The organism is Pseudomonas sp. P9_2, from assembly GCF_034008255.1.
Classification (GTDB): domain Bacteria; phylum Pseudomonadota; class Gammaproteobacteria; order Pseudomonadales; family Pseudomonadaceae; genus Aquipseudomonas; species Aquipseudomonas synxantha_A.
This window is the reverse complement of sequence record NZ_CP125376.1, coordinates 6,104,361-6,117,559: the sequence shown is the minus strand read 5'-3', so window position 1 is coordinate 6,117,559 and position 13,199 is coordinate 6,104,361. Positions and strand designations below refer to the sequence as shown.

Annotated in this window: 10 protein-coding genes; 6 read left to right on the top strand and 4 right to left on the bottom strand. The window is 60.7% G+C overall.

The window, feature by feature from the left end:
- The first annotated feature begins 19 nt into the window (after positions 1–19).
- Positions 20–265, top strand: a complete 246-nt coding sequence (gene tusA, locus QMK52_RS26830) for a sulfurtransferase TusA (protein ID WP_005786132.1) — start codon at positions 20–22, stop codon at positions 263–265.
- Here tusA and QMK52_RS26825 read toward each other — a convergent pair.
- Positions 262–1,656, bottom strand: a complete 1,395-nt coding sequence (locus QMK52_RS26825) for an MATE family efflux transporter (protein ID WP_320403689.1) — start codon at positions 1,654–1,656, stop codon at positions 262–264. The genes tusA and QMK52_RS26825 overlap by 4 nt on opposite strands.
- Positions 1,657–1,824: 168 nt before the next feature.
- Here QMK52_RS26825 and pdxB point away from each other — a divergent pair, with 168 nt between their 5' ends.
- A complete protein-coding gene (gene pdxB / locus QMK52_RS26820) occupies positions 1,825–2,967 on the top strand; it encodes a 4-phosphoerythronate dehydrogenase PdxB (RefSeq protein ID WP_320403688.1) in 1,143 nt (380 codons plus the stop codon).
- Positions 2,968–3,019: 52 nt separating this feature from the next.
- Here pdxB and QMK52_RS26815 read toward each other — a convergent pair whose 3' ends face one another.
- Entirely contained in the window at positions 3,020–3,193 is a 174-nt protein-coding gene (locus QMK52_RS26815) for a PA1571 family protein (protein WP_005786139.1), read from the bottom strand.
- A 245-nt stretch (positions 3,194–3,438) separates the two neighbouring features.
- On the opposite strand from QMK52_RS26815, the gene QMK52_RS26810 reads away from it, so the two are divergent.
- Positions 3,439–5,196, top strand: a complete 1,758-nt coding sequence (locus tag QMK52_RS26810) for an ABC transporter transmembrane domain-containing protein (protein WP_413817828.1) — start codon at positions 3,439–3,441, stop codon at positions 5,194–5,196.
- A gap of 135 nt (positions 5,197–5,331) precedes the next feature.
- On the opposite strand, the gene QMK52_RS26805 is transcribed toward QMK52_RS26810, so the two are convergent.
- A complete protein-coding gene (locus QMK52_RS26805; RefSeq protein WP_005786144.1) occupies positions 5,332–7,260 on the bottom strand; it encodes a transglycosylase SLT domain-containing protein in 1,929 nt (642 codons plus the stop codon).
- A 213-nt stretch (positions 7,261–7,473) separates the two neighbouring features.
- Between QMK52_RS26805 and QMK52_RS26800 the strand changes: the two genes are divergently transcribed.
- Positions 7,474–9,393 carry an ATP-binding cassette domain-containing protein gene (locus QMK52_RS26800; RefSeq protein WP_194440305.1) on the top strand — a complete coding sequence of 640 codons (1,920 nt, stop codon included), beginning with the start codon at positions 7,474–7,476 and terminating at the stop codon, positions 9,391–9,393.
- Positions 9,394–9,575: 182 nt separating this feature from the next.
- Here QMK52_RS26800 and QMK52_RS26795 read toward each other — a convergent pair whose 3' ends face one another.
- Positions 9,576–10,016: a universal stress protein gene (locus QMK52_RS26795; protein ID WP_005786147.1), complete on the bottom strand. Its 441-nt coding sequence runs from the start codon at positions 10,014–10,016 to the stop codon at positions 9,576–9,578.
- 105 nt (positions 10,017–10,121) lie between these two features.
- On the opposite strand from QMK52_RS26795, the gene QMK52_RS26790 reads away from it, so the two are divergent.
- Positions 10,122–10,559 carry a hypothetical protein gene (locus QMK52_RS26790; RefSeq protein WP_005786149.1) on the top strand — a complete coding sequence of 146 codons (438 nt, stop codon included), beginning with the start codon at positions 10,122–10,124 and terminating at the stop codon, positions 10,557–10,559.
- Between the two features lie 485 nt (positions 10,560–11,044).
- Complete coding sequence (fadB, locus tag QMK52_RS26785) at positions 11,045–13,192, top strand: fatty acid oxidation complex subunit alpha FadB (protein WP_005786151.1); 2,148 nt, start codon at positions 11,045–11,047, stop codon at positions 13,190–13,192.
- Positions 13,193–13,199: the final 7 nt, after the last annotated feature.

Here is a 13,199-nt window from a genome sequence, read left to right as displayed (position 1 = left end):
CCTGTTTCAGGAGTGAAGTATGAGTGTTGATTTACCTGTTGACGGCACCCTCGACGCCACCGGCCTCAACTGTCCGGAGCCGGTGATGATGCTGCACCAGCACATCCGTGACCTGCCGGCGGGCGGCTTGCTCAAGGTGATCGCCACCGACCCGTCGACCCGTCGAGATATTCCCAAATTCTGCGTGTTTCTTGGCCACAAACTGGTGGATCAACAGGAAGATGCTGGCACCTACCTGTACTGGATCCGCAAGAAAGCCGATTAAGCCAGCGCCTTTTCGGCTCGAATGCGCCGGCGTGCACTGCGCGCCAGGCGCACCAGCAACATCCCCGCCGCACAGCTCAAGCCGACGATCAGCCCTTGCCATAAACCGCTTGGGCCGCTGGGTTCGCCGAGCCAGTCGGTCAGCCCCAGGGCGTAACCCACCGGCAGCCCCACGCCCCAATAGGCGAACAAGGTCAGCACCATGGTCACCCGGGTGTCCTGGTAGCCGCGCAAAGCACCGGCGGCGGTGACCTGAATCGAGTCGGAGAACTGGAACAGCGCCGAGAACACAATCAGCATCGACGCCAGGTGGATGACCACCGGGTCGGGCGTGTAGATCGCCGCGATCTGCTCACGAAACACCAGCATCAGGCTGCACGACAGGCACGCATAGGCCAGTGCAGTGCCCATGCCGACCCCTGCGGCGAAGCGCGCTTCACGCGGTTCACCACGCCCCAGGGCCTGGCCGACGCGCACGGTCACGGCCATGCTCAGGGAGTAGGGGATCATGAATACCAAAGAACTGACATTCAACGCGATCTGATGGCCGGAAACCACGGTGGCGCCCAGGCTGCCAAGCAACAGGGCAATCACCGCGAATATGCTCGACTCGGCAAAGATCGCTACGCCAATCGGCAGGCCGATGCCCAGGATGCGCTTGATCACCGCCCATTGCGGCCAGTCAAAGCGCTTGAACAGTTCGCTGCTCTGGTACACCGGGCCCCAGCGTGTCCAGCCCGCCAGGCCGAGCATCATCACCCACATCGCAATGGCCGTGGCCCAGCCGCAACCCACGCCGCCCATGGCCGGTACGCCGAAGTGGCCGTAGATGAAGATGTAGTTCAGCGGAATATTCAGCGCCAGGCCGCACAGGCCCATGACCATGCTCGGCCGCGTACGGCCCAGGCCATCACTGAAGCAGCGCAGCACGTAATACAGCGCAATTGCCGGCATCCCCGCGGCGATGCCATGCAGGTAACCCATGGACGGCTCGATCAGGTCGGGCTCGACCTTCATCGCATGCAGGATCGGCTCGGCACACAGCAACAGCACCGCACCGCAGAGGCCGACCACCACGGCCAACCACAACGATTGGCGCACCAACGGCCCGATCTCGGTGAGTTTGCCCGCGCCATAGCGCTCGGCCACTTTCGGCGTGGTGGCCAGCAAGGTGCCGGTCATCAGCAGGTACACCGGGATCCAGATCGAGTTACCCAGGCCGACCGCCGCCAGGTCCTGGGGGCTGACACGCCCGGCCATCACCGCATCGACAAAACTCATCGCAGTGGTTGCCAATTGGCCGATCATGATCGGCAAGGCCAGCGTCAGCAGGCCGCGCACTTCCCGGCTGATGCGGGCGGGGCGGGAAAGGGTAGCGGTGGCAGTGTTCACGTACAGGTGTCCAATAAAAAAGCAGTCGCAAGGACGGCGGATTCTACGCTTTGACGCAGTGGTCAGGAAAAAACCTGTGTTGCTGATTTGTAATGCAGTCCCACAGGGATCTGTTGTGTTAGTTGAATCCCATGCCTGTACACTGCTGATCCGCCAAAGGAGCCTGCCATGCTGATTGTTGCCGACGAAAATATTCCGCTGCTTGATGACTTTTTCCAGGGGGTTGGCGAGATTCGCCGCGTGCCTGGGCGGTCCATCGACCGCGCTACCGTCGAGCAGGCCGACGTGCTGCTGGTGCGCTCGGTGACCAACGTCAACCGTGCCCTGCTCGAAGGCAGCAACGTACGCTTTGTCGGCACCTGCACCATCGGCACCGACCATCTGGACCTGGACTTTTTCAAGCGGGCAGGCATCCAGTGGGCCAGCGCGCCTGGCTGCAATGCGCGGGGGGTTGTGGATTACGTACTCGGCAGCTTGCACACCCTGGCCGAAATCGAAGGTGTCGAGTTGGGCTCGCGCACCTACGGTGTCGTCGGTGCCGGTGAGGTGGGCGGGCGACTGGTCAAGGTCCTCAAGGGCCTGGGTTGGAACGTGCTGGTGTGCGACCCGCCGCGCCAGATCGCCGAGGACGGCGACTACGTCAGCCTGCAACAGATCATCGAGCAGTGCGATGTGATCAGCTTGCACACGCCGCTGATCAAGTCCGGCAATGGCGCCACCTGGCATTTATTCGACCGCCAGCGTCTGGAGCAACTCAAGCCCGGCACCTGGCTGATCAACGCCAGCCGTGGCGCGGTGGTGGACAACGCCGCGCTGCGCGAGGTGCTGCTGGCCCGTGAAGACCTGCAAGCGGTGCTGGACGTGTGGGAAGGCGAGCCGCAAGTGGACGTCGACCTGGCTGACCTGTGTGTGCTGGCCACGCCGCATATCGCCGGCTACAGCCTCGATGGCAAGCAGCGCGGCACCGCGCAGATCTACCAGGCGTTCTGCGCGCACCTGGGCCAGGAGCCGACTGTTCAGCTCAGTGATTTATTGCCGGCACCCTGGCTGGACGAAGTCCACCTGAACGCTTCAACCGATCCTGCCTGGGCACTGGCGGCCCTGTGCCGCAGCGTGTACGACCCGCGCCGTGATGATGCAGATTTTCGTCGCAGCCTGGTGGGGACCGTGCAGGAGCAGCGCCAGTCCTTCGATTTGCTGCGCAAGCACTACCCGCAGCGCCGTGAGATCGATGGCCTGAAAGTGCGCATAAAGGGCGAGTCGACGGCGCTGTCGGCTATCGTTTCGGCTCTGGGCGCTGAAACGCTGTAAACACCTATAAAAAACCCGGCCACCTGGGCCGGGTTTGAAAGAGCGTGGGCACTTAGCCTTGCTGGGCAGGTTTGACCAGTCGCTGTTCCAGCTCGCTGCAGGCTTGCTGGATCATCTCTTCGGTAATCTGCACTTCGTGGCCCTTGGCATCGATATACGAGCAAGGCAACACCTGCTGCTGGCGGATCACTTCAATCTTGGCGTTGCTGCTATCTTGCAAGGTCATGGCCTGTCTCCTCATCAGGTTGTGTACCTATCTTAAATCCCCCGCATGAACGCGCTGTTACAACTCCTTGCACGCTCATCGGTTCGAACACCCAGTCCACCAGAAACCGGTACAGATTTCCAGATGAGTCTTAGACCGATAGCCTCTAGCGGCCTGTATCGGCGGGCATAATTAACCTGACTCATTGTTATTTGCGCAAGTTCCCCCAATGTTGAAGTACAGATTCCTCATTGGTGGTGCCTTCCATGTTCTCAACCCGTCAACGCCGTGCGATCCGCCTGGCCAGCCGCTTTATTGCGCCCTACCGCTGGCAGGCCCTGGGCGCCTTGCTGGCGCTGATCGTCACCGCCGGCATCACCTTGTCCATGGGGCAGGGCATTCGCCTTCTGGTCGACCAGGGTTTCATGACCCAGTCACCGCACTTGCTCAACCAGTCCATCGGCTTGTTCATGGTGCTGGTGCTGGGCCTGGCTGTGGGTACGTTCACGCGGTTTTATCTGGTGTCATGGATTGGCGAGCGCGTGGTGGCCGATATTCGCCGGCAAGTGTTCAACCACCTGATCTACCTGCACCCAGGCTTCTACGAGAACAACCGCAGCTCGGAGATCCAGTCGCGGCTGACCACCGACACCACGTTGCTGCAATCGGTGATCGGCTCATCGCTGTCGCTGTTCCTGCGCAACGCCCTGATGGTCATCGGCGGTATCGTGTTGCTGTTCATCACCAACCCCAAGCTCACCAGCATCGTGGTGGTGGCGCTGCCGCTGGTACTGGCGCCGATCCTGATCTTCGGGCGCCGGGTGCGCAGCCTGTCGCGTTTGAGCCAGGATCGTATTGCCGACGTCGGCAGCTATGTCGCCGAGACCTTGGGCCAGATCAAAACGGTGCAGGCCTACAACCACCAGGTGCAGGACGAACAGCGTTTCGCTGTTACCGTGGAGGACGCGTTCACCACCGCACGTAAACGCATCCTGCAACGCTCCTGGCTGATAACCCTGGTGATCATGCTGGTGCTCGGCGCCGTGGGCGTGATGCTATGGGTAGGCGGCATGGACGTGATCAGCGGGCGCATTTCCGGCGGTGAGCTGGCGGCGTTTGTGTTCTATAGCCTGATAGTCGGCAGTGCGGTTGGCACTCTGAGCGAAGTGCTCGGCGAGTTGCAGCGTGCTGCCGGTGCGGCCGAGCGTATCGGTGAGCTGTTGCAGTCGAGCAATGACATCCAGGCGCCGGCCGATGGCAGCGAACGCTTGCCGCAGCGGGTCAGTGGCCGCATGGAGCTGCAAGATCTGCGCTTTTGCTACCCCTCACGGCCGGACAGTTACGCCATCGATGGCTTGAACCTGACCATCAATCCCGGCGAAACCCTGGCGCTGGTAGGCCCCTCCGGCGCGGGCAAGTCGACAATCTTCGACCTGCTGCTGCGCTTCTACGATCCCCAGCAAGGGCGCATCCTGCTCGAAGGCCGCCCGCTGACCGAGCTGGACCCCCTGGACCTGCGTCGCCACTTTGCACTGGTGTCCCAGAGCCCGGCGCTGTTTTTCGGCAGCGTCGAGGATAACATTCGTTACGGCAACCCGTCCGCCACCATGGCCCAGGTCGAAGCCGCTGCGCGCATCGCCCATGCCCACGACTTCATCCTGCAAATGCCCGAGGGCTACCAGACCCACCTCGGCGACGGTGGCATGGGCCTCTCTGGCGGCCAGCGCCAACGCCTGGCCATCGCCCGCGCCTTGTTGGTCGACGCGCCGATCCTGCTGCTGGACGAAGCCACCAGCGCCCTCGACGCGCAGAGTGAGCACCTGATCCAGCAAGCGCTGCCGCAATTGATGCAAGGAAGAACCACGCTGGTGATCGCTCACCGTCTGGCGACCGTCAAGAATGCCGATCGAATAGCGGTGATGGATCAGGGCAAACTGGTGGCGGTGGGCACGCACCAGGAGTTGATTGCGAGCAATCCACTGTATGCGCGGTTGGCGGCGCTGCAGTTCAGCGCAGATCACTAGCGCCACAAGCATTGCAGAAATACCAATGTGAGAGGGGGCTTGCTCCCGATAGCAGCGTGTCAATCAGCAGTTATGTTGCTGACCCACCGCTATCGGGACCAAGCCCCCTCCCACATTGGAAGCAGGTTCAGTGCCTTACTGGTCGTCGAAGTACCGCTCATGCCAATCCACCAGCGGCTGCGGTGAATTGAGCTTCTGCCCGTAGATCACCGAATAAGACAGCACGTTCTGCACATACTGGCGGGTTTCGTCGAACGGGATGCTTTCAACCCACACATCGAAGCTCAGGTGGTCTGCACCGCGCAGCCATTGGCGTACGCGGCCGGGACCGGCGTTGTAGGCGGCGGAAGCGAGCACGCGGTTGCCGTTGAACTGGCTGTGCACCTGGCTCAGGTAGGCGGCGCCGAGCTGGATATTTTTATCCGGGTCCAGCACCTGGGCCGGGGAGGCCAGGGGGATGCTGAATTTGCGTGCGGTTTCCTTGGCGGTGCCGGGCATCAGCTGCATCAAGCCGCTGGCGCCCACGCCGGAGCGGGCGTCGTCCATAAACGCGCTTTCCTGACGCGTGATGGCAAATATCCAGCTTGAATGCAGGCCGCGCACCTTGGCTTCGCGCACCAGGGTATCGCGGTGCGCCATCGGGAAACGGATGTCCAGGTCGTCCCAGTACTGAGCCTGGCTGATGGTACGGATCGCCGGGAAGTACCACTTCATGTCGTAGGCCAACTTGGCCTGGGCGACCATTTCGTCACGGTTGAAGTGCCGGCTGACGTGGTACCACTCGCGGCGACCGTCCACGATCTGGCCACGGGCGTAGAACTCCAGGGCACGGCGCACCCCAGGAGTATTGCGCACCTTGTTGACCAACGCCTGGCTCATCACCAGCGGTTTGTTGTTCAACTGATAAGGGGATTTGGAACGGTCAGCGGCGAGGAAGCCGTAGAAGTCCCGTTCCTTGGCCACGTTTTTGTACAGCACCAGGGCCTGCGGGTTTTTCGGTTCGGCCAGCTCCAGGCTGCGCGCCTGCCAGTAGCGCCAGCGGTTAGTGGTGGCTAGGTCTTGTGGGAGTTTGCGGGTCAACTGGTAGGCATCTTCCCAGCGCGCCAGGCGCAACAGCAGGCGCAGGCGCCATTCGGACACGGTGTTGTCGCGCAGTTCCGGGTCGTACTTGGTCATCACGTCCAGCGCACGTGGATCGAAGCGCTTGGCCAGGGTCAGGCCAATCTCGCGGGCAATCGACACCTTTTCGTCACGAGAGAAGTGCATGCTGCTGGCGTAGCCGTCGAGCAGGGCCATAGCCTTGTCCGGATCCTGGCGGGCCAGGCGGCGCAGGCCCAGGCCGACGGCGTCAGACATCGCCTCGGTGGCCGGCAGGAAGCGTGACGGATCACTGAGCATGTCAGGCTTTTGCGCCACATCCACCATCAGGCGGCCTTGGACGCCGAGGGTTGGCAGGGTCTTCACCAGGCTGTTGGCCAGCGCGTAATTGCGGGCTTCGGCGGCGAGCTTGGTGCGGTCCCAAATCTTCTGTTCGGTCAGTTGGCCGGCAGCGGCCCATTGGCCGAAGGTGGCGTCACAGGCGGCGGGCTGGGATTTGCCGGTCATCCACAACTTTTCGGCGGTCTTGTAGCCTTCAGCCTTCAGATTGTGGCTGAGCTGGTACTGGCCATGCAGGCAGTCCAGCTCGACGAAATTGAGCTTGGTGTCGTAGTACTTTTCAAAGGTCTGCCAATCGCCACGCTCGGCCAGCCAGCGCAGCCAACGCAGTTTCATCCAGTTGGCCTGGGGCAGGTCGCCGTGTTTGGCGAGGAACTGTTCGATTTCCTCGTTGCTCGCGGTTTTCAGGCGTGCAGTCAGCTCGTCATACGCCAGGTACGGCGTGAGCGGGTAGTCGGCCAGGGCCTGGCTGTATTGCATGTACGGGCCGCTGTCGCCCTTGGCCAGGGCGCGTTTGGCTTGATCGTAATACTGACGTTGGGTGGTGAGGTCCACCGCCTGGGCGGTTTGAACGGCAGTGGCGGAAAGAAGCAGACAAGATAAAAAGTTGAAAAGGCGACTGCGCATGAGACGTCCGTGCAGAGAAATCACGACTAGCACCGGCACTGCCGACACTGATTGCCCCTAGCTTAGCCTTTTGCCAGCGGCCCGCGAAAGCTTTGCCGTCTGGTTCGTTCAAGTTCGCCGGAAATGTCCTACAGAACGTGTCAATAGAGAAAATGCCGACCGCATCCCACCCTCAAGTCAGGTAGAATGCGCGCCCAGTTTTTGGAGAAGCGTATGACCCTGCTCAAATTCAGCGATGTGTCCCTTGCTTTCGGCGCCATGCCGTTGTTGGACAAGGTGTCCTGGCAGATCGCCCGTGGTGAGCGGGTGTGCATCATCGGCCGCAACGGCACCGGCAAGTCCAGCATGATGAAGCTGGTAAAAGGCGACCAGAAGCCTGATGACGGCTCTGTCTGGCGTGCCCCGGGCCTCAAGATCGGCGAATTGCCGCAAGAATTGCCGGTGGCCGACGGACGGACAGTGTTCGACGTGGTTGCCGAAGGCCTGGACGGCGTTGGCGAGTTGCTCGCGCAATACCATCACTTGGCGCAGAACTGCGTCACCGAGGAAGACCTGGACAAGCTGATGCACGTCCAGCAAGACCTCGAAGCTCGCGACGGCTGGCGCTTGCAGCAACTGGTGGACAGCACCCTGAGCCGCCTGCAACTGCCGGCCGACAAGACCCTCGCCGAATTGTCCGGTGGCTGGCGTCGCCGTGTGCTGCTGGCCCAGGCCCTGGTGTCCGAGCCGGACCTGCTGCTGCTCGACGAACCGACCAACCACCTGGACATCGGCGCCATTGCCTGGCTTGAAGAAGCCATCAAGGACTTCCAGGGCGCCGTGCTGTTTATCACGCACGACCGTGCATTCCTGCAAAGCCTGGCCACGCGCATCCTCGAGCTGGACCGTGGCGGCCTGATCGACTGGAACGGCGACTACGCCAGCTTCCTGGTGCACAAGGAAGCCGCCCTGGCTGCCGAAGAAACCGCCAACGCGCTGTTTGACAAAAAGCTGGCCCAGGAAGAAGTCTGGATCCGCCAGGGCATCAAGGCCCGTCGCACCCGTAACGAAGGCCGCGTACGTGCCTTGAAAGCCTTGCGCGTGGAGCGCAGTGAGCGCCGCGAGCGTACCGGCAAGGCCAATATCCAGCTGGACACCGCCGACAAGTCGGGCAAGCAGGTAATGGTGCTGGAGAATGTCAGCTTCCATCACCCGGACGGCCCGTTCCTGATCAAGGACTTCTCCATGGTCCTGCAGCGCGGCGACCGTATCGGCCTGCTGGGCGCCAACGGCACTGGCAAGACCACCTTGCTCAAGCTGATGCTCAGCGGTCTGCAGCCGACCAGCGGCAAGGTTGAAGAGGGCACGCGCATCGATGTGGCCTACTTTGACCAGTTGCGCCACCAGTTGGACCTGGAAAAGACCGTGATCGACAACGTCGCCGAAGGTCGCGACTTTATCGACATCGACGGCCAGAGCCGCCACGTACTCAGCTACCTGGGCGACTTCCTGTTCAGCCCGCAACGTGCACGTACCCCGGTCAAGGCCCTGTCGGGTGGTGAGCGCGCGCGTTTGCTGCTGGCCAAGCTGTTCAGCAAGCCGGCCAACCTGCTGGTGCTCGACGAACCGACCAACGACCTCGATGTGGAAACCCTCGAGTTGCTCGAAGAAGTGCTGCTGACGTTCAACGGCACTGTGCTGATGGTCAGCCACGACCGGGAATTCCTCGACAACGTGGTCACCAGCACCCTGGTCTTTGAAGGTGAAGGCAAGGTGCGCGAATACGTCGGTGGTTACCAGGACTGGTTGCGTCAGGGTGGTTCGCCACGTCTGCTGGGCGTGACCGAGAGCAAGTCCGGCAAGGCCGACCTGACCTCGGCGGTTGTGACTCCTGTGCAAGAGGCTGCACCGGCCCAGGAAGCTGCACCAGCGGCCAAGAAGAAACTCAGCTACAAGTTGCAGCGTGAGCTGGAAGCCTTGCCGGGTGAGATCGACGCCAAGGAACAGCAGATTGCCGCGGTAGAAGCGCAAATGGCTGACGCCGGTTTCTACCTGCGCCCGGCGGCAGAAACCGCTGCGGTCATTGCTTCCCTGGAGACGTTGAACCAGGATCTGGAAGCGTTGGTTGAGCGTTGGGCCGAGCTGGATGCCTGAGTAATCGCACCGCAATAAAAAAGCCCGGCACTCTTCTATGAGCGCCGGGCTTTTTAATATGAAATGCGATTCAACTGTGGGAGCTGGCTTGCCTGCGATAGCGGTGTAACAGCCATCTGATGCATCAACTGACAGACTGCTATCGCAGGCAAGCCAGCTCCCACATTAGACCTTCATCGGTCTTACGAACTCTTTGCCAGTTTGACGGCCAGTACATCGCAAGGCGCGCCGTGCAATACATCATTAGCGGTGGAGCCCAGCAACAGTGCCAGGCCATGACGGCCGTGGCTGCCGACCACGATCAGGTCACAGGCCTTTTCCTTGGCCAAGTGGTGGATTTCCTGGCGCGGTTGGCCGTAGGTCAGGTGGCAGTCTTCCTTTTTCAGGTGCGGGTATTTGAGAATCAAACGGTCCAGGCGCTCCTTGGCCTGGTCAAATTGTTGTTGCTGCAACTGGGAAAGGTCCATCGGCACGTCACCGCCAAAGGCCATGGCCATGGGCTCGACGATATGCACCAGCGACAGTATGGCGCCATTGGCCAATGCAGATTCCTGCGCGCGCTTGATCACCGGATCGCACTCTTCGGTCAGATCGACAGCGACCAGAATATGTTTGTAGGGCATGAGGCGTTCCTCCAGGGGGCTGCAATAAGTTCAGTATGGCTGCTTTCAAGCGGATGGGGTTGCGTCAGGTCAAATCCGCTCATCTAGAAATTCGGGAGTACACATATGACGGTGTGGATAGTGGTGTCAATCCTTGCGGTGGTTTTAAGCCCCCTGGCCTGGCTGCGCCCGTCGCGTGGGCAGAGCGGGCGCATGGCCCTGCGCATGGAGGCACGCCGCATCGGCCTGGCCATGCAGTTGGCGCCCCAGGAATGGCCACACTGGCTCAAGCAAGAGCCGCCGAGCCCTTGTGCACAGTACTGTCGACCACGGCGTGGGAGCACGCCGGCCATCTGGAGTTACTGGCAGCTGGAGCCGGGTGTGTGGGTCAATCAATGGCGCGAAGGGTGTGTGGATGAAAAGTTGTTGCCGTATTTTGCAACGCTACCGGCGAACGTCTACAAAATTGAAGCGGACAAGCAAATGATCGCGTTGTATTGGGGCGAGAAGGGCGACGCGAGCGTGCTCAAAGACATCGATGCGCTGCTCAAGGCTCTGGCCTGACCCTGCGTTTGTAGGACCGAGCAAGCTCGCTCCTACAGAGATCGGGCAATAAAAAGCCCGACTTCATCATCGGGCTGGAGGTGGCCAGGCAGGCCGGTAAATCTGCAAGTTCCCGCTAGCCTAGCCGTATATCCCTTTCTGTACAGCCGCTTCCCACACCTTTTCTATTATTGATCTTGTGAATATTTGAATATTGACGGGTTGCCTGCCTGTGGTCCGGGTTCTGAAATGACTGGAAAGTCGCGTTTTACCGAGCCTTTGGAGCGATTGACAATTGCCCGGAATTGGATGAAGGTGGCGTACCCAAATCAAACGGGCGTATGAATTGAGCGTTTGTCCTACAGGCAGCTCATACATTACCCCGACTATCGCACTGGCGGGTGTGCCTGGCGGATGGGTTTGAGCATTGATGCGACTGTCAACGTCAAACCAGAGGCCAGCGTCCGGTGTGTACTGTTCAGCTTCCATATCGTGGAGATCAGTTGATGATTTACGAAGGTAAAGCCATCACGGTTAAGGCTCTTGAAAGTGGCATCGTCGAACTCAAATTCGACCTCAAGGGTGAGTCCGTCAACAAGTTCAACCGTCTAACCCTGAACGAACTGCGTCAGGCCGTAGACACCATCAAAGCAGATGCTTCGGTCAAGGGCGTGATCGTCTCCAGCGGCAAGGACGTGTTTATCGTCGGCGCTGACATCACCGAATTCGTCGACAACTTCAAGCTGCCCGATGCCGAGCTGGTGGCTGGCAACCTCGAAGCCAACAAGATCTTCAGCGATTTCGAAGACCTCAACGTGCCGACCGTTGCCGCGATCAATGGCATTGCGTTGGGTGGCGGCCTGGAAATGTGCCTGGCAGCGGATTTCCGCGTCATGTCCGCGACCGCCAAGATCGGCCTGCCGGAAGTCAAACTGGGCATCTACCCGGGCTTCGGCGGTACCGTGCGCCTGCCGCGCCTGATCGGTGCCGACAATGCGATCGAATGGATCGCCGCCGGTAAGGAAAACAAGGCCGAGGACGCACTGAAAGTCGGTGCCGTCGACGCAGTGGTGGCTCCGGACAAACTGGCCGAAGCCGCGCTGAACCTGATCAAGGGCGCCATCAGCGGCGAATTTGACTACAAGGCCAAGCGTCAGCCGAAGCTGGAAAAACTCAAGCTCAACGCTATCGAACAGATGATGTCTTTCGAAACCGCCAAAGGTTTCGTGGCAGGCCAGGCCGGCCCGAACTACCCGGCCCCGGTTGAAGCGATCAAGACCATCCAGAAGGCCGCGAACTTCGGTCGCGACAAAGCCCTGGAAGTGGAAGCGGCTGGCTTCGTCAAACTGGCGAAAACCTCGGCGGCCCAGAGCCTGATCGGCCTGTTCCTGAACGATCAGGAACTGAAGAAAAAGGCCAAGGCCTACGACGAAATTGCCAAGGACGTGAAGCAGGCTGCCGTACTCGGCGCCGGTATCATGGGCGGCGGTATCGCCTATCAGTCGGCGTCCAAAGGCACGCCGATCCTGATGAAAGACATCAACGAGCACGGTATCGAACAGGGTCTGGCCGAAGCCGCCAAGCTGCTGGTGGGCCGCGTGGATAAAGGTCGTATGACCGCTGCAAAAATGGCCGAAGTGCTTAACGGCATTCGTCCTACGCTGTCCTACGGCGATTTCGGCCACGTCGATCTGGTGGTCGAAGCGGTTGTCGAGAACCCGAAGGTCAAGCAGGCGGTATTGGCTGAAGTGGAAGCTCAGGTCAAAGACGACACTATCCTGGCCTCCAACACCTCGACCATTTCCATTTCGCTGCTGGCCAAGGCCCTCAAGCGTCCGGAAAACTTCGTCGGCATGCACTTCTTCAACCCGGTGCACATGATGCCGCTGGTGGAAGTGATCCGTGGCGAGAAGTCCAGCGAGCTGGCTGTTGCCACCACCGTTGCCTACGCCAAGAAAATGGGCAAGAACCCGATCGTGGTCAACGACTGCCCGGGCTTTTTGGTCAACCGCGTGCTGTTCCCCTACTTCGGCGGTTTCGCCAAGTTGGTCAGTGCCGGTGTGGACTTCGTGCGCATCGACAAGGTCATGGAGAAATTCGGCTGGCCCATGGGCCCGGCGTACCTGATGGACGTGGTCGGCATCGACACCGGCCACCACGGCCGCGACGTGATGGCTGAGGGCTTCCCGGACCGCATGAAAGACGACCGCCGCTCGGCGATCGACGCGCTGTACGAGGCCAAGCGCCTGGGCCAGAAGAACGGCAAGGGCTTCTACGCCTACGAGGCCGACAAGAAGGGCAAGCAGAAGAAAGTCGCCGACCCGTCGGTGCACGAAGTGCTCGCTCCGGTCATCTACGAACAGCGTGAGGTGTCGGACGAGGACATCATCAACTGGATGATGATCGCCCTGTGCCTGGAAACCGTGCGTTGCCTGGAAGACGGCATCGTCGAAACCGCCGCCGAAGCCGATATGGGCCTGGTGTACGGTATTGGTTTCCCTCCATTCCGTGGTGGTGCACTGCGCTACATCGACTCGATCGGTGTGGCCGAGTTCGTTGCCCTGGCTGACAAATACGCTGATTTGGGCCCGCTGTACCACCCGACCGCGAAGCTGCGTGAAATGGCCAAGAATGGCCAGAGCTTCTTCGGTTAAGCGCCCA